This is a genomic window from Pseudomonas sp. 8O, from assembly GCF_902506495.1.
GTDB classification, from domain to species: domain Bacteria; phylum Pseudomonadota; class Gammaproteobacteria; order Pseudomonadales; family Pseudomonadaceae; genus Aquipseudomonas; species Aquipseudomonas chaetocerotis.
The window spans coordinates 1,684,706-1,708,636 of record NZ_LR733264.1 but is presented as its reverse complement, the minus strand read 5'-3'; the positions used below and the strand labels follow the sequence as shown (position 1 = coordinate 1,708,636).

General features: G+C 61.4%; 24 protein-coding genes. 9 read left to right on the top strand and 15 right to left on the bottom strand.

Going from position 1 to position 23,931, the window contains the following annotated elements; translation table 11 throughout:
* Window positions 1–13: 13 nt before the first annotated feature.
* From GV002_RS10600 to GV002_RS10585, 4 genes are all read left to right on the top strand, one after another.
* Complete coding sequence (locus GV002_RS10600; protein ID WP_178094645.1) at window positions 14–688, top strand: alpha/beta fold hydrolase; 675 nt, start codon at window positions 14–16, stop codon at window positions 686–688.
* 414 nt (window positions 689–1,102) lie between these two features.
* Window positions 1,103–2,512, top strand: coding sequence for a circularly permuted type 2 ATP-grasp protein (locus GV002_RS10595; RefSeq protein ID WP_160018249.1), 1,410 nt, complete (start codon window positions 1,103–1,105; stop codon window positions 2,510–2,512).
* A 2-nt stretch (window positions 2,513–2,514) separates the two neighbouring features.
* Complete coding sequence (locus GV002_RS10590) at window positions 2,515–3,465, top strand: alpha-E domain-containing protein (protein WP_036999933.1); 951 nt, start codon at window positions 2,515–2,517, stop codon at window positions 3,463–3,465.
* Window positions 3,462–4,259 carry a transglutaminase family protein gene (locus GV002_RS10585; protein WP_160018247.1) on the top strand — a complete coding sequence of 266 codons (798 nt, stop codon included), beginning with the start codon at window positions 3,462–3,464 and terminating at the stop codon, window positions 4,257–4,259. Before GV002_RS10590 ends, GV002_RS10585 begins: the two co-directional genes overlap by 4 nt.
* Window positions 4,260–4,288: 29 nt before the next feature.
* Here the strand turns inward: GV002_RS10585 and GV002_RS10580 are convergent, their stop codons facing one another.
* Window positions 4,289–5,089 carry a cytochrome c gene (locus GV002_RS10580; RefSeq protein WP_160018245.1) on the bottom strand — a complete coding sequence of 267 codons (801 nt, stop codon included), beginning with the start codon at window positions 5,087–5,089 and terminating at the stop codon, window positions 4,289–4,291.
* Window positions 5,086–5,445 carry a rhodanese-like domain-containing protein gene (locus tag GV002_RS10575; protein ID WP_160018243.1) on the bottom strand — a complete coding sequence of 120 codons (360 nt, stop codon included), beginning with the start codon at window positions 5,443–5,445 and terminating at the stop codon, window positions 5,086–5,088. Before GV002_RS10575 ends, GV002_RS10580 begins: the two co-directional genes overlap by 4 nt.
* Before the next feature lie 93 nt (window positions 5,446–5,538).
* Between GV002_RS10575 and GV002_RS10570 the strand changes: the two genes are divergently transcribed.
* The 3 genes from GV002_RS10570 to GV002_RS10560 all read left to right on the top strand — a co-directional run bounded on the left by GV002_RS10570 (window position 5,539) and on the right by GV002_RS10560 (window position 10,533).
* A complete protein-coding gene (locus GV002_RS10570) occupies window positions 5,539–6,426 on the top strand; it encodes an AEC family transporter (protein WP_160018242.1) in 888 nt (295 codons plus the stop codon).
* Between the two features lie 666 nt (window positions 6,427–7,092).
* On the top strand, window positions 7,093–8,298 hold the full coding sequence (locus tag GV002_RS10565; protein ID WP_160018241.1) for an acetyl-CoA C-acetyltransferase: 1,206 nt from the start codon (window positions 7,093–7,095) through the stop codon (window positions 8,296–8,298).
* 90 nt (window positions 8,299–8,388) lie between these two features.
* Window positions 8,389–10,533: a 3-hydroxyacyl-CoA dehydrogenase NAD-binding domain-containing protein gene (locus GV002_RS10560; protein ID WP_160018239.1), complete on the top strand. Its 2,145-nt coding sequence runs from the start codon at window positions 8,389–8,391 to the stop codon at window positions 10,531–10,533.
* 98 nt (window positions 10,534–10,631) lie between these two features.
* Here the strand turns inward: GV002_RS10560 and GV002_RS10555 are convergent, their stop codons facing one another.
* The 4 genes from GV002_RS10555 to GV002_RS10545 form a co-directional block, all read right to left on the bottom strand.
* Window positions 10,632–10,898, bottom strand: coding sequence for a PepSY domain-containing protein (locus GV002_RS10555; RefSeq protein ID WP_160018238.1), 267 nt, complete (start codon window positions 10,896–10,898; stop codon window positions 10,632–10,634).
* 55 nt (window positions 10,899–10,953) lie between these two features.
* Window positions 10,954–11,154, bottom strand: a complete 201-nt coding sequence (gene ptrC / locus GV002_RS10550; RefSeq protein ID WP_160018237.1) for a type III secretion system co-regulatory protein PtrC — start codon at window positions 11,152–11,154, stop codon at window positions 10,954–10,956.
* 20 nt (window positions 11,155–11,174) lie between these two features.
* On the bottom strand, window positions 11,175–11,288 hold the full coding sequence (locus GV002_RS24445) for a PA2485 family small membrane protein (protein ID WP_306109746.1): 114 nt from the start codon (window positions 11,286–11,288) through the stop codon (window positions 11,175–11,177).
* A gap of 236 nt (window positions 11,289–11,524) precedes the next feature.
* Window positions 11,525–12,184, bottom strand: coding sequence for a hypothetical protein (locus GV002_RS10545; protein ID WP_160018236.1), 660 nt, complete (start codon window positions 12,182–12,184; stop codon window positions 11,525–11,527).
* A 587-nt stretch (window positions 12,185–12,771) separates the two neighbouring features.
* Here GV002_RS10545 and GV002_RS10540 point away from each other — a divergent pair.
* On the top strand, window positions 12,772–13,497 hold the full coding sequence (locus GV002_RS10540) for an amidotransferase (protein ID WP_160018235.1): 726 nt from the start codon (window positions 12,772–12,774) through the stop codon (window positions 13,495–13,497).
* A 41-nt stretch (window positions 13,498–13,538) separates the two neighbouring features.
* Here the strand turns inward: GV002_RS10540 and GV002_RS10535 are convergent, their stop codons facing one another.
* The 9 genes from GV002_RS10535 to acnB form a co-directional block, all read right to left on the bottom strand.
* Complete coding sequence (locus tag GV002_RS10535; RefSeq protein ID WP_160018234.1) at window positions 13,539–13,781, bottom strand: hypothetical protein; 243 nt, start codon at window positions 13,779–13,781, stop codon at window positions 13,539–13,541.
* Between the two features lie 10 nt (window positions 13,782–13,791).
* On the bottom strand, window positions 13,792–13,986 hold the full coding sequence (locus tag GV002_RS10530) for a hypothetical protein (protein ID WP_160018233.1): 195 nt from the start codon (window positions 13,984–13,986) through the stop codon (window positions 13,792–13,794).
* 146 nt (window positions 13,987–14,132) lie between these two features.
* On the bottom strand, window positions 14,133–14,855 hold the full coding sequence (locus GV002_RS10525) for a lysophospholipid acyltransferase family protein (RefSeq protein ID WP_160018232.1): 723 nt from the start codon (window positions 14,853–14,855) through the stop codon (window positions 14,133–14,135).
* A 163-nt stretch (window positions 14,856–15,018) separates the two neighbouring features.
* Entirely contained in the window at window positions 15,019–16,254 is a 1,236-nt protein-coding gene (gene alaC / locus GV002_RS10520; RefSeq protein ID WP_160018231.1) for an alanine transaminase, read from the bottom strand.
* 131 nt (window positions 16,255–16,385) lie between these two features.
* Window positions 16,386–17,735, bottom strand: coding sequence for a pyridoxal phosphate-dependent decarboxylase family protein (locus tag GV002_RS10515; RefSeq protein WP_160018230.1), 1,350 nt, complete (start codon window positions 17,733–17,735; stop codon window positions 16,386–16,388).
* A gap of 150 nt (window positions 17,736–17,885) precedes the next feature.
* Entirely contained in the window at window positions 17,886–18,464 is a 579-nt protein-coding gene (locus tag GV002_RS10510; RefSeq protein WP_160018228.1) for an ANTAR domain-containing response regulator, read from the bottom strand.
* Window positions 18,465–18,482: 18 nt separating this feature from the next.
* The gene (locus tag GV002_RS10505; RefSeq protein ID WP_160018227.1) at window positions 18,483–19,694 is read right to left on the bottom strand and encodes a CmpA/NrtA family ABC transporter substrate-binding protein; all 1,212 of its coding nucleotides are present in this window, start codon (window positions 19,692–19,694) and stop codon (window positions 18,483–18,485) included.
* 225 nt (window positions 19,695–19,919) lie between these two features.
* Window positions 19,920–20,129 (bottom strand): YgdI/YgdR family lipoprotein, encoded by a 210-nt coding sequence (locus GV002_RS10500; RefSeq protein ID WP_160018226.1) that lies wholly within the window; start codon window positions 20,127–20,129, stop codon window positions 19,920–19,922.
* A 145-nt stretch (window positions 20,130–20,274) separates the two neighbouring features.
* Window positions 20,275–22,884 carry a bifunctional aconitate hydratase 2/2-methylisocitrate dehydratase gene (acnB, locus tag GV002_RS10495; protein WP_160018923.1) on the bottom strand — a complete coding sequence of 870 codons (2,610 nt, stop codon included), beginning with the start codon at window positions 22,882–22,884 and terminating at the stop codon, window positions 20,275–20,277.
* Window positions 22,885–23,441: 557 nt separating this feature from the next.
* On the opposite strand from acnB, the gene GV002_RS10490 reads away from it, so the two are divergent.
* On the top strand, window positions 23,442–23,918 hold the full coding sequence (locus GV002_RS10490; RefSeq protein WP_160018225.1) for a DUF1289 domain-containing protein: 477 nt from the start codon (window positions 23,442–23,444) through the stop codon (window positions 23,916–23,918).
* Window positions 23,919–23,931: the final 13 nt, after the last annotated feature.

Genomic DNA, 23,931 nt, shown 5'->3' with positions numbered 1-23,931 from the left:
ACGCGAGGCAAGCATGAGCAAAGGGCCATCTGGGTTTATTGACGCCGGTCAATGTGAGCAGGGACTACCGTGGTTGTGGGACGAACCGCCGCAGGCAGCATTGGCTACCTTGATCCTTGCCCATGGCGCCGGTGCGCCGATGGACAGCGCATTCATGCAACACATGGCGCAAGGCCTGGTGTCACGTGGCGTGCGCGTGGTGCGCTTCGAGTTCGCCTACATGGCCCAGCGGCGGGTAGACGGGCGCAAACGACCGCCCAATCCGCAGGCGCAACTGCTGCAGCAATGGCGCGAAGTACATACCCAGGTGCGCCAACGAGTCGCAGGGCCTGTGGCCATTGGCGGCAAGTCCATGGGTGGGCGCATGGCCAGTCTGCTGGCGGACGAGTTGGGCGCCTCGAAGCTGATCTGTCTGGGCTATCCCTTTTACGCGGCTGGCAAACCGGAAAAGCCACGAGTCGCCCATCTCGCTGAGCTGCGTACGCCAACGCTGATCATCCAGGGTGAGCGCGATGCGTTGGGCAATCGCGAGAGCGTTGCGGGTTACGAGCTTTCAGCGGCCATCGAGCTGCAATGGCTGCAGGCAGCCGATCATGACCTCAAGCCTTTGAAGGCATCCGGCTTCAGCCATGAGCAGCATCTGCAGACGGCAGCGGGATTGATCGCGGCTTATCTTGGTGCAGGCTGAGCAAGCGCTTCATCCGCTTGCTGCTTCCCGTAGCCTGGATGGCATCCACGTCCATGCCGCGAACATCCCCGGATTCTATCCGGGCTACACAGGTTCATGCGGATGCTTGGTCCTCGCGTAGTCGGTGCAAAAGCGGTTGCGCTTGACCGGTCGGTCACGCAATGTGACAGCCAAGTGTCCGGGGCCGCTGCTGGGCAGGGCTGCAGGCTTTTTGCCTACACCGCGCACTGTCATGACCAGCGATTTTTGTTGTGCCACGCAATGGGGCGGCATCTCATGACAGAAACATTGCACCGCACTATTTCGGTGCATTTTGTTTTGGTTTTGTTGGTATCTGTTTGAAGTTAAAGGATTAATTGTGCTGGCTCGGGCCTTGCAGAGGATGCTGTAAGTCCGGGTGACAAGGAGTACGGCATGGCCCGCACCTTTTATGACGAGATGTACGACGCGAGCGGCGCTGTCCGCCCGCACTACCGCGAATTTGCCCGCTGGTTGGCAGAAACGCCGGACGATCTGTTGGCTCAGCGCCGCCGAGAAGCCGACCTTCTGTTCCACCGCGCCGGGATTACCTTCACCCTTTACGGGGATGATCAGGGCACCGAGCGCCTGATCCCCTTCGACATCATTCCCCGCTCCATCCCCGCCAGCGAATGGCGCGTCGTAGAACGCGGCTGTATCCAGCGCGTGCAGGCGCTCAACCTGTTCCTCGCCGACCTCTACCACGACCAGCGCATAATCAAGGCGGGCATCATTCCGGCCGAGCAGGTGCTGGCCAACGAGGGCTACCAGATGGCCATGCAGGGCCTCGACCTGCACCGCGATATCTACGCGCACATCGCCGGGGTAGACCTGGTGCGTGACGGTGACGGCAGCTACTACGTGCTGGAAGACAACCTGCGCACGCCCAGCGGCGTGAGCTATATGCTCGAAGACCGCAAGATGATGATGCGCCTGTTCCCCGAGTTGTTCGCCGCGCAGCGCGTGGCGCCGGTGGACCATTACCCCAATCTGCTGCTCGATGCGCTGAAGAGTTCCAGCCCGCTGGACAACCCCACGGTCGTGGTGCTGACGCCGGGCCGCTTCAACAGTGCCTACTTCGAGCACGCCTTCCTCGCCCGTGAGATGGGGGTGGAGCTGGTAGAAGGTGCTGACCTGTTCGTGCGCGACGACAAGGTCTACATGCGCACCACCGCCGGTGCCCGTCAGGTGGACGTGATCTACCGCCGCCTCGATGACGCCTTCCTCGATCCACTGGCTTTCAACCCCGATTCGATGCTTGGCGTCGCGGGGCTGCTGTCAGCCTATCGCTCACGCAACGTGGTGTTGGCCAACGCCATCGGCACCGGCGTGGCCGATGACAAGTCGATCTACCCCTATGTCGGCGACATGATCCGCTTCTATCTGGACGAGGAGCCGATCCTCAAGAACGTGCCGACCTGGCAGTGCCGCAAGCCGGAGGAACTGTCCCACGTGCTGGCCAACCTGTCCGAACTGGTGGTCAAGGAGACTCAGGGTTCTGGCGGCTACGGCATGCTGGTCGGCCCGGCGGCGAGCAAGGCCGAGATCGAGAGCTTTCGCGCGCGCCTGATCGCCAAACCGGAGGCCTATATCGCCCAGCCGACGTTATGCCTGTCGACCTGCCCGACCTTCGTCGAGCGCGGCATTGCACCGCGTCACATCGACCTGCGTCCGTTCGTCCTGACCGGTCGCGAAACCCGCCTGGTACCTGGTGGCCTGACGCGCGTGGCACTGCGTGAAGGCTCGCTGGTGGTCAACTCGTCGCAAGGTGGCGGGACCAAGGATACCTGGGTAGTGGAGGACTGATCATGTTGAGTAGAACTGCCTCCGATCTGTACTGGATGTCGCGTTACCTGGAACGTGCCGAGAACCTGGCGCGCATGCTCGACGTCAGCTATTCGCTGTCGCTGATGCCACAGGACGGCCGTGGCGACGGCCTCGATGAGTTGGCCATGCCGCTGCTGATCACCGGCACCCTGGACGACTACCTGGAACGTCACGGCCCGCTGCACGGCGAGCGCATGCTGCACTTCTTCGCGCTCGATGCCAGCAACCCCGGGAGTATCTACTGCTGCCTGCAGGCTGCACGCAGCAACGCCCATGCAGTGCGCGGACGGATCACCGCCGACATGTGGGAGAACATCAACGCCAGCTGGCTGGAGATGCGCGGCATTGCCGAGCAGGGCCTGGGGCGCTACGGCATCAGCCGCTTCTGCGAGTGGGTCAAGGAGCGTTCGCACCTGTTTCGCGGCGCCACCTTCGGCACCATCATGCGTGGCGAGGCCTATCGCTTCATTCGCCTGGGCACCTTCATCGAGCGGGCCGACAACACCCTGCGCCTGCTCGATGCGCGCTACGAAATGCTCGGCGAGGAGATCGACGAGCTGGAAGAGCGCACGGCGCGCAGCTACTACCAGTGGAGTGCGTTGCTGCGCGCGTTGTCCTCGTTCGAGGCCTTCGCCGAGAGCTATCGCGGCTCGCCACGCACGCGCAAGGTTGCCGAACTGCTGCTGCTGCGCCCGGACGTGCCGCGCTCGCTGCGGGCCTGCATGGAAGAACTGAACCTGATGCTTGCCGGTCTACCTGGAGAGAATGGTCGACCGGCGCAGCGCCTGGCCGCCGAACTGGATGCGCGACTGCGCTACACCAGCATCGACGAAGTGCTCGACGAAGGCCTGCACGCCTGGCTTACCGACTTCATCCTGCTGGTGCGCCAGCTGGGCAACACCATCCATACGTCCTACCTGGAGGTCGCATGAGACTCTCGATCAGCCATGACACCACCTACCATTACGATGATCAGGTGCGCGCGAGCATCCAGTACCTGCGCCTGACCCCGCACGACAGCGAGCGCCAGCAGGTGCTCAGCTGGCAGCTCGATCTGCCGCGCCCGGTGCATGCCCAGCTCGACCCCTACGGCAATATCCTGCATGTGCTGACCCTGGACGAGCCGCACGAGTCCATCGTCATCGGCGCCCGTGGTCAGGTGGACATCGACGAAACCTGTGAGGCCGAGCATGAGCGCCAGTCGGCGCTGCCGTTCCTGCGTTTCACCCGACTGACCCAGGCCGACGACGCCATCCGCGAGTTCGCCGCGCAGCAGAGCAAGGCACGTGTGGATCGCAACGGTTTGATCGACCTGATGCATGCGCTCAATGCCCATATCGCCTACCAGCCGGGCATCACCGAGGTGGACACCAGTGCCGCCGAGGCTTTCGCTGGCCGGCGTGGCGTTTGCCAGGATCACACCCATGCCTTCCTCGCCTGCGCGCGTAGCCTCGGCGTGCCGGCGCGCTACGTGTCGGGCTACCTGTACACCGATGACGCCGAGCACCTGGCCAGCCATGCCTGGGCCGAGGCCTGGGTGGGCGACGCCTGGTACAGCTTCGACGTGACCAACTGCCTGGCGCGCCCGGAACGTCACCTCAAGCTGGCTGTGGGCCTGGATTATCTCGATGCCTGCCCGGTACGCGGCATGCGCCGTGGCGGCGGTTGCGAGCAGATGCACGCGCAGGTGCAGGTCGCGCCCTTGCTGCAGGTACGCCAGCAGTGAGATGCCGATAGGCGCACCCTACCCGCGGGTTACAGGGCGTTCTTGCGCTGGGCCATGTGCCGCAGGTAGGCGATCAATTGTTCTAGCTCAGCAGGTGGCAATACCTGCTCATTGAACGCCGGCATGCGCCCCTGCGGCCAGCGCCGCAGGCTCTGCGGGGCACGGATGTACTGGCGTAGAAAATCGCCTGTGAAGTATTCGGTCGGGCTGTGCGGGATGTTCAGGTCTGGGCCGAACTCGGAGTCGCCCGCGCCATTGAGGCGATGGCAAGCCATGCAGTTCTTCTGATAGGCGGCGAAGCCTGCCTGGATTTCAGAGTCTGCATCCGTGGCCGGTAGCAGGGCAGGGAAGCGCTGCTCGACGGGCGCCAACTGACGAATCCTGGCGACCTGAAATGGCCACTGCTCCGGGCCGATCTGGCTGGCGGCGGGATCGGTCCAGACCAGATAGAAGGGACCGGCGCTGGGTTTACCCTTGGCCAGCGGTGGCCAGGGATGTTGTGGATCTTCGATGGCCAGCCAGGCTTTCGCTCCTTCCTTGGCCAGCAGGATCGCAGCGGGTAGTTCTGCGGCAAAGCCGTCCTGGGCCACAGCCTGCAGGTGGTCGCCGGGCGCAACACCCTCCAGCAATGCATTTATTGGAACGGCGCGGTACTGCATGGGACGCTTGTAGCTGACGTCATTGGCGATATCGATATCCCGAGCTTGCGGGTGGTTCAGCAGTTCACTGCTGCTCCACGTGTGCTGGCCGTTGTTGAGCTGCACCTCGAACTCGGCAGCCTGCGCAACGCTGCTCAGGATGGTCAACGTCAGAAGCAGGGCGGCTTTCATTCGTCGTTGTTCAGCAATGGCAGCAGCTCGTCATAGGCGCCGGCATTGATCACCCGGGTGTAGCCCATTTCTTCCAGGCTCTGCTGGGCCAGGGCCGAGCGACGTCCGCTGCGGCAATACAACACCAGCGGCCGATCTTTATCCGGGGCGACGCTGGCGATGTGCGCGGCGATATCTTCGTGGCCGATGCGGATCGCACCAGGCAGCGCGCCCTCTGCGAATTCCTCGGCGCTGCGTACATCGATCAGCAGGCTATCGCTTTGCTGCAGAGCGGAAATGGCCGCTGTCTGGTCGATTCCACTTGCTTGGGCAGTGAACAGAACGAGCAGGCCGGAGAGTAAGAGAATCAGGCGCATGGCGTACTCCAGAGTAAATTGATGAACCCGGCATCATTGCCCGAGCCTTTCGTGCAGTCTAGGATGCCTCGCTCGACGTGACGGGAGTAGTAGATGTTAGCCGAGCTTTTCGCTGTTCTGGCCCCGGTTTTGATTGCTGCAGGCATTGGCTATGGCTGGGTGCGCAGCGGTCACGCCTATCCCACCGATTTCGTCGCGCGCCTGGTACTCAATATCGGCACGCCCTGCCTGGTGCTGTCGACACTGAGCCGGGCGGAGCTGGATCTTGGCGCGTTCTCGCAGATGGCGCTGGCCTGTGTACTGGTGACCTGTGCCATGGGCACGATTGGCTGGTTGCTGAGTCGTTTGTTCGCCATCGACTGGAAAGTCCTGGTGCCGGCCTACCTGTTCCCGAACTCGGGCAACATGGGCCTGCCGATGGCGCTTTTCGCCTTCGGTGAGCCCGGCCTGGCGTTGGCGGTGGCGTTCTTCCTGGTGCTGTCGGTGGGGCATTTCAGTATCGGTATGCTGCTGTCCGGGGCTGAGGGTTCACTCAAGGGCTTGTTGCTCAACCCGATCATGATCAGTCTGGCGCTGGTGCTTCCGGTGCTGTTTCTCGATTTCGAACTGCCGCGCTGGCTGGCCAACACTGTCGACCTGTTGGGTGGGATGACCATTCCCATGATGCTGATCACGCTGGGCGTTTCGCTGGCCAGTATTCGTGTGCAGCATCTGGGCAATGGCCTGTTGCTGGGCTTGCTGCGCATTCTCTGTGGTGCGGCACTGGGCTGGATCATCGGCTGGGCTGTCGGCCTGCAGCCGTTGGCGCATGCCGTACTGGTGCTGCAATCGTCGATGCCGGTGGCGGTGTTCAACTACCTGTTCGCCGTGCGCGCCGGTCGTTCACCGGAGCAGGTCGCCAGTCTGGTGCTCTGTTCGACGCTGCTGGCCTTCGTGCTGATTCCGCTGCTATTGGCGTGGTGGATACCCGCACTGCGCTGAGCGCGCTACGGCGTCGGCACAGTGGCGGGAGCTGTGGAGGTTCAACTGACCAGACGGGTCAGATTGGGAAGGATCAGGATGACCGCCGTGGCGAAAAGGATGACGCCAGCCTGGCGGTATTTCGGCTGTTTGAACATGGCCGTATGCCTTTTGTTGTTGCCTGCCATCCCTGACGTCAACCCTTCGGGTCGTCGCCAGCGACGTCAAGAATTGCTCCCGGCAATTTTTTGTTATGGGGGTGGCGTCGGGCGCCTGCCGCACTGCCTGGCGGGTCGCTGCGTCACGTCTGGGCGTTGTTCTGATTCACCACCCCGGCATGACCCGGCGGCGGCTCACCGCGCCGCTTTCTGCTGCGCGTATGAATAACTCTAGGGTTGGCGTCACAACCTACTTAGATGACTTGGTTTCTAGCCAAGGCTTTCTAGAAAGGTCGAGCTATGTGCGTCATCGTTGAACATGCCGCAGACCTTGAGGCAGACGGCTTGCTCGCCCTTGCAGTTGTCAGTTCGAGCAAACGACCGTTCGTCTGAGCTCAGCGGTCAATGGTGCTGAGCGCTTAGGTCATTGAGCGCTGATGTCCCGGCGTTATGGTAAGCAGGCTCAATAAGAACAGGCGTGGCCAGGGCATGATGTTCCGCCAGCGCCGTAATAGTCTCCGAGGACGCCATGACCGAAGCATATATTTTCGACGCGGTGCGCACGCCCCGTGGCAAGGGCAAGAAGGACGGTGCGCTGTACAGCGTCAAACCCGTCCAGCTGGTTGCCGGCCTGCTCAACGCCCTGCAAACGCGCAATGACCTGGATACCAGCCAGGTGGACGACATCGTTCTGGGCTGCGTGACACCGGTGGGCGATCAGGGCGCCGATATCGCCAAGACCGCCGCCATGGTCGCGGATTGGGACATCAGTGTCGCCGGCGTGCAGCTCAACCGTTTCTGTGCGTCGGGGCTGGAGGCGGTGAACATGGGCGCGATGAAGGTGCGCTCCGACTTCGAGGATCTGGTGGTGGTCGGTGGCGTGGAGTCCATGTCGCGCGTGCCTATGGGCTCGGACGGCGGCGCCTGGGTGATGGACCCGGAAACCAACATTCACAGCAATTTCGTGCCGCAGGGCATCGGCGCCGACCTGATCGCCACTCTGGAGGGTTTCAGCCGCGCCGATGTCGATGCCTTCGCCCTGCGCTCGCAGCAGAAGGCCGCGCGTGCCAGTGCCGATGGTTCGTTCGCCAGGTCGCTGGTGCCGGTGAGCGACCAGAACGGCATCGTGCTGCTCGACCATGACGAGTTCATTCGCGGCGACTCGACTCTGGAAGGTTTGGGCAAGCTCAAACCGAGTTTCGAGATGATGGGGCAGATGGGCTTCGACTCCACCGCGCTGCGCGTATACAGCTATGTCGAGCGCATCGAGCACGTGCACACGCCGGGCAACAGCTCCGGCATCGTCGATGGCGCCGCGCTGATGCTGATCGGCTCCGAGGCCAAGGGCAAGGAGCTGGGTCTGAAACCGCGCGCGCGCATCGTCGCCACGGCGGTGACCAGCACCGACCCGACCATCATGCTCACCGGCCCCGCACCGGCTACGCGCAAGGCACTGGCCAAGGCCGGATTGTCCATCGACGACATCGACCTGTTCGAGGTCAACGAGGCCTTCGCCTCGGTAGTGATGAAGTTCATGAAGGACATGGGCGTGAGCGAGAACAAGGTCAACGTCAACGGCGGCTCCATCGCCATGGGCCACCCGCTGGGCGCCACCGGTTGCGCCATCCTCGGCACGTTGCTCGACGAACTGGAAAAGCGTCAGTTGCGCTACGGCCTGGCCACGCTCTGCGTCGGCGGCGGTATGGGCATCGCGACCATCATCGAGAGAATCTGATCGGTAGGGCGGGTGCAACCCGCCGTTAGTGTGCTGGCGGATTGCACCCGCCCTGCGCAGCTCCCACAGCTTTGGGAAGAGAATACAAAAATGACTGACGCCATCCGTTACGAAAAAGGCCAGGACAATATCGTCGTCCTGACCATGGACATGCCCGGCCAGAGCGCCAACACCATGACCGCGGTGTACCGCGAGGCAATGGGCCAGATCGTCTATCGCCTGGAAGCGGAAAAGGATTCGATCGCCGGGGTGATCGTCACCTCGGCGAAGAAGACCTTCTTTGCTGGCGGCGATCTCAACGAGCTGATCAAGGTCACCCAGGCCGAGGCCCAAGACTTCTACGAGATGATCCTGAAGATCAAGGGTCAACTGCGTCGCCTGGAAACCCTCGGCAAGCCGGTGGTCGCCGCCATCAACGGTGCGGCGCTGGGCGGCGGTTGGGAAATCGCCTTGGCCTGCCACCACCGCATTGCCCTCAACGAGAGCCACGTGCAGCTTGGCCTGCCTGAAGTCACCCTGGGCTTGCTCCCCGGCGGCGGCGGTGTGGTGCGCATGGTGCGCCTGCTCGGCCTGGAAAAGGCGCTGCCGTACCTGGCTGAGGGCAAGAAGGTACGCCCTGATGTGGCCCTCAAGGCCGGGCTGATCCACGAGCTGGCCAGCGACCGTGACGAGATGCTGACCAAAGCGCGTGCCTGGATCGCGGCCAACCCGGCTGCCAAGCAACCGTGGGACGTGCAGGGCTACAAGATCCCCGGTGGTACGCCGAGCTCGCCGAATGTGGCGCAGATGCTGGCCATCGCCCCGAGCGTGCTGCGCGACAAGACCAAGGGCTGCTTCCCGGCACCGGAGAAGATCATGTGCGCGGCCGTAGAAGGTGCGCAGGTCGACTTCGATACCGCTCAGATCATCGAGGCGCGCTACTTCACGGAGCTGACCTGCGGTCAGGTGGCGAAGAACATGATCGGCACCTTCTGGTTCCAACTGAACGAGATCAACGCCGGTGGCTCGCGCCCGCAGGGCTACCCGAAAACCCAGACGAAGAAGGTCGGCGTGCTCGGTGCCGGCATGATGGGCGCCGGTATCGCCTACGTATCGGCAGCGGCCGGCATCGAAGTGGTGCTCAAGGATGTTTCCGTCGAAGCTGCGGAGAAGGGCAAGGCCTACTCGGCCAAGCTGCTGGACAAGAAAGTCGGCAAGGGCCATATGAGCGCCGATCAACGCGAAGCCTTCCTGGCGCTGATCAAGGCCACCGATAGCGAGGCAGACTTCGAGGGCTGTGACCTGATCATCGAAGCTGTGTTCGAGGACCGTGCGCTCAAGGGCAAGGTCACCGTCGCTGCAGAGGCCGCTGCATTGAGCGATGCGGTGATCGCTTCCAACACCTCGACCCTGCCGATCACTGGCCTGGCTGGTGCGGTTCAGCGCCCCGAAAAATTCATCGGCCTGCATTTCTTCAGCCCGGTGGACAAGATGCCGCTGGTGGAGATCATTCGTGGCGAGAAGACCAGCGACGAGACGCTGGCGCGTGGCTTCGACTACGTCATGCAGATCAAGAAAACGCCTATCGTGGTCAACGACAGCCGTGGCTTCTTCACCTCGCGGGTGTTCGGCACCTTCACCAACGAAGGCCTGGCCATGCTGGGCGAAGGCGTCAGCGCGGCGATGATCGAGAACGAAGCGCGCAAGGCCGGCATGCCGGTCGGCCCGCTGGCGATCAGCGATGAAGTGTCGCTGAGCCTGATGAATCATATCCGCCAGCAGACCATCAAGGACCTGGCCGCCGAAGGCAAATCCATCCCCGAGCACCCGGCTTTTGCCGTGATCGATCTCATGCTGGGTGAGTACAAACGACCGGGCAAGGCGGCCGGAGGCGGTTTCTACGACTACCCGGCGGGCGGCAAGAAGCACCTGTGGCATGAACTCAAGGCGCGTTTCGAGAGGGCCGATGCGCAAATCTCGCAGGAGGATGTGCGCGACCGCATTCTGTTCATCCAGGCCATCGAGACGGTGCGCTGCGTGGAGGAGGGCGTGCTGAAGTCGGTGGCCGACGCCAACATCGGCTCGATCTTCGGCATCGGCTTCGCCGCCTGGACCGGCGGTGCACTGCAGTTCATCAATCAGTATGGGATAAAGGACTTCGTTGCCCGTGCGCAGTACCTGGCCGAGCAGTACGGCGAGCGCTTTCTGCCGCCAGCGCTGTTGCTGGAGAAGGCCGCCAAGGGCGAGGCGTTCTAAGCAGCAGGCTTAGCCGGGCTCCGTAGGGTGCGCCATGCGCACCAAGCATCAGCAAGCACGCAACGAGAAACGGCCCGCAAGGGCCGTTTCCATTTGGGTCAGTCTTCCAACTGGTCGCGAAGCACCTGGCCGCTCTTGCCGTCGATGCGAAACTCGTAGAGACGTCCATCCTGTTTCAGGCCTTCGCCTTCCCAGTAGCCATCATTGTCGGCTTCGATCTTGTGCAGTTCGGTATAGCCAGCTGCACGTGCCTTGCTCAGGGCATCCTCAATGCTGATCCAGTCACTGCCGGGGCGGTCCGCCAGGGCGTTACCGGCCAGTAGGAGACTGCCTGCGAGCAGGGTGATCAGGTTGCGTGTACGCATGGACTAGTTCCTCTTTCCGTTGAAGATACCCGGAGGAGTCTAGATCATCGTGACTTCACGCTGCCTGGCACCAGCCCTGGCGAATGCACACGGCCTCGTGGATCGCCAGCATCTCGCTGTGACGGGTCGGCATACGCAGGGTCAGCATGCTGCCATCATCGAGCTGCAGGGCGGCTTCGGTTTCGAACTGCAGGCTGCCATCTTGCAGGTGGGCGTAGGTGACGCCGTAGGCGTCCAGGCTGAGTTGGCTGTACATGGCTGCTCTCCTGGGTTGTCTCAGCTCGGACGAACGTCGCGGGCTGCAGTTGCAGCGTGCTCGGGACGAACCGGTGCAGTGGCTTGGAAGGCGGAGGCGGCGGCGAAGCTGGCGAGTGCAGCGTAAATGCTCATGATCGATTTCCTTCTGTGCTGATGGGCAGGGCCCGATGACGAAATCATCCGGCACATGCACGAGGCGCAGAAGTGAAAGGTATTTATGATGACTATCGAGCATGCTGATAAGACGTTGCGTGGCGTCTCTGGCCAGGGGGCAATCTTTGGCTGAGTTGTGCGAGGGGCTGTTATATGAGGGAGAAGTTACGGCGCGGGACGAGGTGAACATGAACATCCTTGTTCATGGTTTTGTTTCAGCGAGTGGCCAAGGCGTAGTTGTTCTGCATCCAGCTGTGATGATGTTTTTCGCTGCGGTTCATCGACCAGTTGGTGAGTGCCAGCATGGCCACGGTGCCGCCAATAATCATAAGGGGATAGGCTGCTGTTAGTTCGGCCAGTGAATACTTCCAGGCCAGCGGGCGGCCAACACCGAGAAGGGCAGCATAGAACCAGGACACACCGGATAGTGCGCCGGTAAAAATAGCCAGGTGGCGCATGTTCGCTGATAGCTTGAGCAGAGAACCGGCTTTTTGCAGCGCTGGCAGTACGGCGTTGTGCAAGACCATGCCGTTGAGGGTCAAGAGTACGACAATACTGATCTTGGCTTGCAGTTTGGGGTTCATGAAGTACTGCGTACCGGCGCTGGAAGCGTCTAGCGCAATGATGGCGATACCGCTGATCCACAGGGCGATAAGCGAGATGCCAACCACGCTTTTCAGGTGTGCCAAATGTTCGCGACACTGTTTGGCACCTTCACCTTTGAGTAACTGTTTAATCATGGCGAAATCGCTGGTCAGTATCAGGCCAATGGCGACGCAGCAGGCGATAAGATGTATATAAATGATCCCTAGACGTAATAGTTCCATTGCTTCTTTATTCTGGAGAACGGAAATGAGAAGGGTGTAAAGGTCCATGTAGATACCTCGGACTCTGCAAAGAATAAATAAAAAATAGCCACGTGTCAGAGCTTGTTTGTTGGCACTGACTTTGATTTTTTGTGTAGTTACTGATCGCTAATCACTTTTTGGTAATCATGAACTGCAGAAAACCTCTTTTATCTGGGCAATAGCAAACCACCGACGCAATCTCTTGCAGTCAAGGAATCTTCCAGATTCGGGGGGCGATGGAGCGATGGACAGGGTTTGTGCTTGAGCCGGGGGAAGGCCCACGACTATGAGAGCAATGGTAAGCGCTGTAGTTCATTTTTTGATCAACCGTTCGTCGTTCATGGGCTCTCGTGCTGTGACCTGTTGAGCATTTTTTAATCAATCAGGTCGTTTCGGTGGTCCCGAGGTCTTGGCTCGCTCATGCGCTAACGGCGCTTGGTGGGGGGATGTTCGGCAGGCTGTAAAATTTCTTGACGAGGGCCCGGCTCCACTCGGAACGTGGTGTGTGGGGCTTCTATCGGCGGCCAGGGCTATGGCGCTATTTCATTGGGCTGCATGATGTGTTAAGAAAAACGCACAAATAACCCGCCCGCGTGTTCACCACAGGAAACCTCATGTCACTGCGTATCTGCATCCTGGAAACTGACATCCTCCGCCCCGAACTGGTCGACCAGTACCAGGGGTATGGCCGCATGTTCGAGCAGTTGTTCGCTCAACAGCCGGTTACGGCAGAGTTCAGTGTCTATAACGTGGTGGAGGGCCATTACCCGCCCGATAGCGAGAAGTTCGATGCCTATCTGGTGACTGGCAGCAAGGCCGATTCTTTTGGCAGCGATCCCTGGATTCAGACTCTCAAGGCCTATCTGCTCGAGCGCTACAAGCGCGGCGACAAGCTGCTGGGCATCTGTTTTGGCCATCAACTGCTGGCGCTCTTGCTCGGCGGCAAGGCCGAGCGTGCTGAGCAGGGCTGGGGTGTCGGCGTGCACAGCTATCGCCTGGAGAACAAACCCGAGTGGATGAGCCCGGCTCTGGATGAGCTGCAGCTGTTGATCAGTCATCAGGATCAGGTCACCCGCCTGCCGGAGAAAGCCACGCTGCTTGCCTCCAGCGACTTCTGTCCGATTGGCGCCTACCACATCGAGGATCAGGTGCTGTGCTTCCAGGGGCATCCGGAGTTCGTTCACGACTACTCGCGGGCATTGCTCGACCTACGGCAGCAGCATCTTGGTGAGCAGGTCTATCAGCAGGGCGTGGACAGCCTCAAACACTCGCAGCAGGGCAGTGCAGTGGCTGAGTGGATGATGCGCTTTGTCGCTCAAGGCAAGAAAAGCAAAGCCTGAGCCTGATTCGATTCATGAAGAAGCCCGGTTTCCAGGCTTCTTCATGCCTGCTGGGTGAGCACGAAGTAAGGCGAGAGTTGTTCGCTTCTGCCCGGCGGTGGGCTGCTGCGTTGCCGCTTGAGACTTTCGGCCAGGTCCAGGTGGTGAGCCAGTTTGTGGCTGCATTCGATATTGCGTGCCACGGCGCCGGCCGAGCCTTTTCCAATACCGCTGAGTGCGAGCAGTGTGGTCAGCAGGGATAGGCTGGCGAGCATCAGCAGGCGAGTGCGTTGAGTTCTGATCATGGCCGTTCACTCAGCCCTGCGAGAGCGCGCCGAGCAGGGCGGGCAAATGAGTGATCAGGCTTTGCAGTGGGCCCGGTTGTTCAACGGTTGGAGTGCTTGGCTGCAAGGTGGCGTAACTCACCACCAGCACCGTCGAGGTGCTGATCAGGTAGAGGCCGATGGCAGCGAGGGCGCCGTTGCGGGCCGCTTGAGAGAGGCGGGACATATTCTGTGCTCCAGGTCAGGAGTTGGCGTGGGCACAGAATCGCCGAAGTCATTTCGATTGAATAATGGATGCTCTGCAGAGTAACTATCGATGAATTTGATAGCTGGCGCGGGTTGCCTGCTCGCAACGGCATCCCGCGTCACGGCTCACGCAGACGCCAGCTCCTTGTCCATGCTGCTGATGCATTCGCTCATGGCCTGCTGACAGCGCTCCATCAGTGCGGGCATGTCGTCCAGGCTCAGACCGGTAGTGGGGATTGCTGGTAGCGAGCGAATCAGGATGCGGCCGCTGTTCCAGCGATTCAGGCGCATGGCCTTGCTGTAGTTGCTCACGCATACCGGGATGATCGGTACGCCGGCCGTGATCGCCATCTGAAACGCGCCTTTCTTGAACGGCAGCAGGCCTCGGCCAAGATTGCGCGTACCTTCCGGGAAGACCCAGATCGAGGTGTCGCGATTGCGCAGGGTTTCGGTGGTGGTCAGCATTGCGCGCTTGGCCGCGACGGCATTGCTGCGATCGATCAGCACGTTACCGGCCAGCCAGTAGAGCTGACCGAAGAATGGCACCCATTTGAGGCTCTTCTTGCCGATGCTCACGGTGCGCTCCGGTACCACGCGGCCAAGCACGTAGAGATCGAAGTTGGACTGGTGGTTGGCGATGATCACGCAGGAACGCTGGTGTTCCAGCAGCGGGCGTACGTCGGTCTTCAGCCTCAGGCGCAGCAGGCACAGGGCGGGCAGCGAATAAAGGCGTGCGCAGAGGCGGCTGTTGTCAGGGTTGAACGGGCGGCACAGGCCAAGCAGCAAGCCGAGCAGGCCGGCCAGGATGAAATGCACGCCCATCAGCAGCATGCGCAAAACGAAGAGCATTGGGGAAAACCGTCAGAGGGAGGGGCGCGCAGTGTACGGGCGTTCACTCTGCCGGGCAATTGCTCGAAACTACCGCTTGGCGTGCGTAACGTCCTGAATTGTCGCAGAACTTGTCGGTTTCCATGCCCATGCAGAAAGGGCGCCTCACGGCGCCCTTCAATGCTTACTCGGTCTCGGTCTCGGTCTTGGCCGGCTTGCCCGGCAGCAGGCCGTCTGCTCGGAACATCGCCTTGATACCGCGTAGCGCCTGACGGCTGCGGTCCTGGTTCTCGATCAGGGCGAAGCGCACATGGTCGTCGCCATAGTCGCCAAACCCCAGGCCAGGTGAGACGCAGACCTTGGCTTCTGCCAGCAGCTTCTTGGCAAACTCCAGCGAGCCCAAGTGGGCGTAGGCGTCGGGAATCTTGGCCCAGATGTACATCGAGGCCTTGGGTTTTTCCACCATCCAGCCGATCTCGTGCAGGCCTTTGACCAGCAGGTTACGACGCTGACGGTACTGTTCGGCGATATCGCGCACGCACTGCTGGTCGCCTTCAAGCGCAGCGATGGCCGCCACCTGCAGCGGGGTGAAAGTGCCGTAGTCGTGGTAGCTCTTGATCCGCGCCAGAGCGCTGACCAGCTCGGGGTTGCCGACCATGAAACCGATCCGCCAGCCGGCCATGTTGTAGCTCTTGGACAGGGTGAAGAACTCCACCGCGATGTCCTTTGCGCCGGGTACCTGCATGATCGACGGCGCCTTCCAGCCGTCATAGACGATGTCGGCATAGGCCAGGTCGTGAATCACCAGTACGTCGTACTGCTTGGCCAGGGTTACCACGCGCTCGAAGAAGTCCAGCTCCACGCACTGTGCGGTGGGGTTGGAAGGGAAGCCTAGGATCATCATCTTCGGCTTGGGAATCGATTCGCGAATCGCTCGTTCCAACTCGGCGAAGAAATCCACGCCTGGCACCAGCGGCACGGAACGCACCTGGGCGCCAGCGATCACCGCGCCGTAGATATGGATCGGGTAACTGGGGTTGGGTACCAGCACCGTGTCGCCATGGTCCAGGGTGGCGAGCATCAGGTGCGCCAGGCCTTCCTTGGAGCCGATGGTGACGATGGCTTCGCTTTCCGGGTCGATCTCCACCTCGTAGCGGTCCTTGTACCAGCGCGAGATGGCACGGCGCAGGCGCGGGATGCCGCGGGAGGTGGAGTATCCGTGGGTGTCTTCACGCTGGGCGACCTGCACGAGCTTTTCGACGATGTGCGGTGGAGTCGCGCCGTCGGGGTTGCCCATGGAGAAGTCGATGATGTCTTCACCGCGACGGCGTGCGGCCATCTTCAGTTCGGCGGTAATGTTGAAGACGTAGGGGGGGAGACGATCGATGCGCGCAAAGCGGCGCTTGGCGTTGTCAGCCATGATTTCCTCGGATACGTAAGCGCCCGGAACCGTCCGAGCGACGTTGGCCACAGGTGTGGCCGGCTAAAGATAAGGGCTGCCGAACTGCGCTGTCCAGCGCAGTTGCAGGCGAAAACAGCGAATCAGTCGCTTCAGCTCAACTCATCTTTCAGGCGCAGCAGCAAGGCACCCAGTGCCTCCACATCGGCGTCTTCGGTGCGCCAGGAGCAAAGGCTCAGGCGAAAGGCGGGGCGCCCCTGCCAGACAGTTGGTCCGAACCAGACTTCGCCGGATGCCTGGGCCGCTTGGCGAATGGCGATGGTCTGTTCGTCCGTATCGCCACGCACCAATACCTGGTTCAGTACAACCCGATTCAGTACCTGATAGCCGGCGTTGCGCAGTGTGCTGGCCAGCTCTTCAGCCTGGCGGATGTGGCGGTCGATCATCGCTTTCAGGCCAGTGCGGCCCAGGTTGGCCAGGGCCGCCCAGATGGCGATGCCTCGGGCGCGACGAGAGAACTCCAGTGTCAGGTTCTTCTGCGCATCCTTGCTCGCCGAGGCGTAGGCAGCATCGCTGTTCATCGCGGCGGCCAGTGCATCGGCGTCACGGCAGATCGCCATGGCGCTGTCGTAAGGGGTGTTCAGCCACTTGTGTCCATCGGTCGTCCAGCTATCTGCCAGCTCGACGCCCTCGAGCAAATGCGCTGAGGATGAGGCGCGTGCCCATAGGCCGAATGCGCCATCGACATGCACCCAGGCGTTGGCCTCGCGGGCGATGGCAATCAGTTCGGCAAAACAGTCGAACTCGCCGGTGTTGACCTCTCCGGCCTGCAATATCAGTAGCGTGCGTTCATCCAGCTCAGGGAGCCGGGTCGGATCGATGCGCCCGTACTCGTCCACGGGCGCATAGTGCAGGTGGTTCATGCCGAAGCCGAGCACGCGCAGCGCTTTCTTCACCGTGATGTGTGCCGTTTCTGCGAGCACGACACGGATCTGCGGTGCGCCGAGCAATCCGTCGCCGTCGAAATCCCAGCCCTGGCGTGCCAGCAGCACGCGCCGTGCGGCAGAAATACAGCCCAGGGTGCAGGCAGTTGCGCTGGTGCCAAAGCCTACGGCGCTCTGATCTGGTAGCCCCAGTGCTTGGCAGACCCAGCGTCCGGCAATTTTCTCCAGCCGATCAGCGACTGGAGAATTGTCGAAAGACGAGGCGCATTGATCCCAGGCCAGTACCAGGCGTTCGGCAGCTGCTGCCACTGGCAGCGTCGCGCCGATGACGAAGCCGAAGTAACGCGCGGCATTACTCGCCACGGTGGCTGGTGAGCCAATTTCGTCGAGCTGGCGTAGCACCTGATCGTCATCGCTGCCGTCCTCCGGCAGTGCCTGGTCGAAAGCGGCCAGGGCAGCGATGGTCTTGTCGTCGGGAAAGACCCGTTGCACGGCAAGGCCGTCCAGATAGGCGAGAGCTCGTCGATCAGCTTCTGCCAGCAGATTGCGTTCGTTCATGGGCTGTGCTCGGTAAAGGGCTGAGACCGTTTACCCTAGCCGAGGCCATCGGGGCGCGGCATACACAGGCGCCAACGAAGGCGGCTGCTACAGTTGCCTGAGTGATACAGTCTGAACCGATACAGTGCACTGTTTTAACGGTACAGTTGCTCAGTCGCCCAGCATGTCGTGCATGGCGATGATCTGCTCGGCCACCTGGATCAGCTTCTGCTGGCGACTCATGGCCTGGCGGCGCATCAGGGTGTAGGCCTCTTCCTCGTTGCAGCTCTTCATCTTCATCAACAGGCCTTTGGCCAGTTCGACGCGCTTGCGCTCGGCCAGCTGGGCATCGCGTGCCTGGAGCTGGGCACGCAGTGCCTGATCGCTTTCGAAGCGGGCCATGGCGACGTCGAGGATGGGTTGCAGGCGCTGGGCATGGATGCCTTCGACGATGTAGGCGCTGACGCCGCTCTGGATGGCCTGACGCATCACGCCGGGGTCGTGCTCGTCGGTGAACATGACGATCGGGCGCGGCTGGTCACGGCTGACCAGTACCACCTGTTCCATCACGTCGCGGCCGGGCGATTCGGTGTCGATCAGGATGACGTCGGGGCGCACGGCCTCGACCCGCTCCGGCAGGTCGATGGTCAGCCCGGATTCGTCGATGACCTCGAAGCCCGCCTCGATCAGCGCGCACTTCAGGCGGCCGACCTTCTTCGGGGTGTCGTTGATCAGAAGGATACGCAGCATCGATGGCTCTCCCGGCGGTTACAGCGCGACAGCCGGGCTGTCGGCCAGGGCGTGGAGGCGGAAGCTGCGCGCGTACGCGGCAGGGTCGCTACCGTCCCAGCAGGTTCCGTCCTGCAGGATGGAGCTGCGCATCTCGCCTGGCACGGCAATCCCCAGTGCCGTGGCGGCCTCGCGGTACAGGGCCAGTTGCTGAACCTCGCGTGCTACACCCAGATAGTCGGGGTCGTTGCGTAGCAAGCCCCAGCGGCGGAACTGAGTCATGAACCACATGGCGTCGGACAGGTAAGGCTGGTTGACCAGGCCACCGGCATGAAAGCGCAACGGATGTTCGTCCTGCCAGGCATGACCGAGACCGTCCTGATACTGGCCGAGAAAACGGGGAGTGATCGCCGAAACTGGCGCGTTGACGTATTCGCTGCCGCTGAGCAGCAGGGCGGTGCTGCGTTTGTTTTCTTCGCTATCGTCGATGAAACGTGCGGCGTCGAGCACCGCCATGATCAGCGCGCGGGCGGTGTTGGGGTTCTGTTCGGCGAAGGCGCGGGTGCAGCCCAGCACCTTCTCGGGGTGATCCGGCCAGATTGCCTGGATGGTGGTGACGGTACAGCCGAGCTGTTCATCGACGGCTTTGGCGGTCCAGGGTTCGCCGACGCAGAAGCCGTCGATGCGCTTGGCCTCCAGGTGTTCGATCATCTGCGGTGGCGGTACCACGACGCTGTCGACATCGCGCAGTGGGTGGATGCCCTGGCTGGCCAGCCAGTAGTAAAGCCACATCGCATGGGTGCCCGTGGGGAAGGTCTGAGCGAAGGTCAGTCTCGCCCTGTTCTGGTGCACATGCTGATGCAGTGCTTCGCCACTGATCACGCCAGCGGTTTGCAACGTGTGCGACAGGTTGATGCTCTGGCCGTTCTGGTTGAGTCCCATGAGCACGGCCATGTCGGTTGCCGCTGCGCCACCCAGGCCAAGCTGCACTCCGTAGATCAAACCATACAGGCTGTGGGCGGCATCCAGTTCGCCGCTGAGCAGCCTGTCGCGCAGGCCAGCCCAGGAGGCCTGGCGTTGCAGTTTGAGGCTCAGTCCGTATTTTTCGGCAAAGCCCTGAGTGGCCGCGACTATCACCGAGGCGGAATCGCTCAGGGCCATGAAGCCGATGTTCAGCACGCTCTTTTCCGGTGCATCGCTGCCGCCGACCCAGGCCAGGGTGTCGCCGCGAGGGATATGCTGTTCGCTCATGTCACTTCCTTCATCCACGCATTGGGTTCCGAGCTGTCGCTGGTGATTGCAAGGCTGGCGGGTGGCCCACAAAAAAGGCGCCGCACCGATCACCGCCCTGAAGGGCTGAGTTCGGATACGACGCCGTTGTCGTTCGGGCCTTGTCCGTCGCCGGAGGGGCTCACTGCATGGAGAGAAAGCAAGTCATATGCCAGTGCGCAGAATGTACACCGTTGGATGATGCATTCAGCGCTCCAGCATCTGCTTCACGTTGCTTTGCGGTATCTGCTGCTTGCGGCCCTCGCTATCGGTGAATTCGAGCATGCCGGTGTCCCTGTCCAGTTCCGGCTTGCCGTCGCTGGTGAGCATCTGGCCATCGGTGGTGGTGATGATGTACTCGCTGCTGCAACCAACCAGTCCGAACAGGCACAGGGCGGCGATGATCCATGGCTTCATTACGTACTCCTGAATGATTATCTGGGGGCTCCCATTTCAGAAGGTAGACGGTGGCGCACTGGCTGCAAGCCGGGTGCGGCAAAAGGCCCGTGTGTGTGCATAAAAAAGCCCCGCACTAGGCGGGGCTTTTTCTACGACGCTTTGATCAGGCCTGAACGACCGGGATCTGGACGTTCGCCGCCGCTTCGCGGAAGTCGGCGATCTGGTCGAAGCTCAGGTAGCGGTAAACGTCGGCAGCCATGCTGTCGATGTTCTTCGCGTACTCCATGTACTCCTCGACGGTCGGCAGCTTGCCGAGAATCGAAGCGACCGCTGCCAGTTCGGCAGAGGCCAGGTACACGTTGGCGCCATCGCCCAGACGGTTCGGGAAGTTACGGGTCGAGGTCGAAACGACGGTCGAGTTCGGCTCAACCCGTGCCTGGTTACCCATGCACAGCGAGCAGCCCGGCATTTCCATGCGCGCGCCAGCCTTGCCGTAGATACCGTAGTAGCCTTCTTCGGTCAGCTGGTGAGCGTCCATCTTGGTCGGCGGCGACAGCCACAGACGAGTCGGCAGCTGACCCTTGACCTGATCCAGCAGCTTACCGGCAGCGCGGAAGTGACCGATGTTGGTCATGCACGAGCCGATAAACACTTCGTCGATCTTCTCGCCCTGAACGGTCGAGAGCAGGCGGGCATCATCCGGGTCGTTCGGTGCGCAGAGCACCGGTTCGTTGATGTCGGCCAGGTCGATTTCGATGATTTCGGCGTACTCGGCGTCCTTGTCGGCTTCCATCAGCTTCGGATCAGCCAGCCAGGCTTCCATCGCTTGAGCGCGACGCTCCATGGTGCGGGCATCGCCGTAGCCTTCGCTGATCATCCAGCGCAGCAGGGTGATGTTCGAACGCAGATACTCGGCAATTGCCTTTTCCGGCAGTTTGATGGTGCAACCGGCTGCGGAACGCTCGGCAGAGGCGTCGGACAGCTCGAACGCCTGTTCAACGGTCAGCTCGTCCAGGCCTTCGATCTCGAGGATGCGGCCGGAGAAGATGTTCTTCTTGCCTTTCTTCTCGACGGTCAGCAGGCCTTTCTGGATGGCCACGTAAGGGATGGCATGCACCAGGTCACGCAGGGTGATACCCGGTTGCAGTTTGCCCTTGAAGCGCACCAGAACGGATTCCGGCATGTCCAGCGGCATGACCCCGGTGGCAGCGGCGAAGGCAACCAGGCCGGAACCGGCCGGGAAGGAGATGCCGATCGGGAAGCGGGTGTGCGAGTCACCACCGGTACCGACTGTATCCGGCAGCAGCATGCGGTTCAGCCAGCTGTGGATGATGCCGTCGCCCGGACGCAGGGACACGCCGCCACGGGTGCGGATGAAATCCGGCAGGGTGTGGTGGGTGGTGACGTCGATTGGCTTCGGATAGGCCGCAGTGTGGCAGAACGACTGCATCACCAGGTCAGCGGAGAAGCCCAGGCACGCTAGGTCTTTCAGCTCGTCGCGGGTCATCGGGCCCGTGGTGTCCTGAGAACCGACGGTGGTCATCTTCGGTTCGCAGTAGGTGCCCGGACGTACACCTTTGCCTTCCGGCAGGCCGCAGGCCTTGCCGACCATCTTCTGCGCCAGGGTGTAGCCCTTGCCGGTATCGACCGGGGCTTCCGGCAGTTTGAACAGGTCGGTTGGGCCCAGACCCAGCTCAGCACGGGCCTTGTCGGTCAGACCACGGCCAATGATCAGCGGGATACGGCCGCCAGCGCGAACTTCGTCGAGCAGAACCGGGGTTTTCAGTTCAAAGGTGGTGATGACTTCATCGGTACCGTGCTTGCAGACCTTGCCGGCATGCGGGTACAGGTCGATCACGTCACCCATGTTGATGTTCGACACATCGAATTCGATCGGCAGGGCGCCGGCGTCTTCCATGGTGTTGTAGAAAATCGGGGCAATCTTGCTGCCGAAGCAGAAGCCACCAGCGCGCTTGTTCGGAACGTAAGGGATGTCGTCGCCGAAGAACCACAGCACAGAGTTGGTGGCGGATTTGCGGGAAGAACCAGTACCGACCACATCACCGACGTAGGCGATCGGGAAACCTTCGCCGCGCATCTGCTCGATTTGCTTCATCGGGCCGATGGAACCTTGTACGTCAGGCACGATGCCTTCGCGGGCCATTTTCAGCATGGCCAGGGCGTGCAGCGGAATATCAGGGCGCGACCAGGCGTCCGGGGCAGGGGACAGGTCGTCGGTGTTGGTTTCGCCAGTGACCTTGAACACGCGCAGGCTGATCTTGTCGGCCAGGGTCGGGCGCTTCTTGAACCACTCGCCATCGGCCCAGGACTGCAGCACGCCTTGAGCGTGGGCATTGCCCGCTTTGGCTTTTTCGGCAACGTCGTGGAAGGCGTCGAACATCAGCAGGGTGTGCTTGAGCTGTTCGGCAGCGGTAGCCGCCAACTCGGCGTCATCCAGCAACTCGACCAGGGTGGCGATGTTGTAGCCGCCCTGCATGGTGCCGAGCAGTTCGGTGGCGCGCTGCTTGCTGATCAGCGGGGAAGCGACTTCACCCTTGGCAACAGCGGAGAGGAAACCAGCCTTGACGTAAGCGGCTTCGTCAACGCCTGGCGGTACACGGTTGGTGATCAGGTCGACGAGGAATTCTTCTTCGCCAGCAGGCGGGTTTTTCAGCAGCTCGATCAGGCCTGCGGTTTGTTCGGCGTTCAGCGGCTGGGGCACGATACCCTGAGCGGCACGCTCTGCTACGTGTTTGCGATAGGCTTCAAGCACAGTTATTACCCTCATCAGTGGTCCCAAAGGGTTGTCCGGGACGCGATCCAGATACTCATGACCAGGCGCTTTTCGACTTTATGAGCCGATCAGCCGAGGTTTCATGAGTCTCTTGTAGAAGCTGCTTTCAAAGTTTTACGCCGGCAGGACGGTTTCTGATGAGGGCTGACGCAGACGCTCGGGGGGACTCCAAGTGGCTGCGCCGCCATCGTACCTGCAGGATCGACTGTGCTCGTGACGCTTTGAAAACAGCTTCCAACGGACATTGGCGCCGTAAAAGGCGGGCCGATTCTAATGGAAAGCGCAGATAAAGTTAAGCCGATGTCCTTGTATCGGCTGGCTGCTGAAAAAGGATTGGCAGACAAGCCCAGACCGATGGCGGCTCCGCAAAAATGGCGGAAAAAGCGCGGTTTAGCTGTTCTGAATGAGCATTTTTAGGCCATTTTTAACGCAGTAGTGCCAACGCAGGTAGTTTTCAGTGGCCTGTCGGCAGGGGTGATCTGGATTAGACAAAGGGCTAAGATGCCAGGCCATTCTGCTGTCTATTCTGTTTTGCCATGTCCAATCAGCGCATCAAGACGCCTTGTGTGGGGCTGTGTTCGACCGTTTACGGCGATGTCGTGTGCCGCGGTTGCAAGCGCTTCCACCATGAGGTGATCAACTGGAACAGCTACAACGACGACGAGAAGCGTGCGGTATGGACGCGGCTGGAAGTGTTGCTGGTGCAGGTGATGACCGCCAAGGTGGAGGTGTTCGACGAGCAGCGTCTGCGTGGTCAGCTGGAGCAGCGGCAGATTCGCTTCGTGCCGCAGCAGTCGCCATATTGCTGGGCCTACCAGCTGATCGCACGGGGCGCTCGGGTGATCAATCAGCTGGAAGCCTACGGCATGGTGATGCTGCCCGAGTTTCGCAACTGGGCACTACCTGAGCTGCGCGATGCCATCGATCGTGAGTTCTTCCTGCTCTCCGAGGCGCATTACGAGCGCTACATCGCGCCGAAGTTTTTGCGCGAAGGGCTGGAGCTGAGGGTGTAGCGCTGTTTGCAGG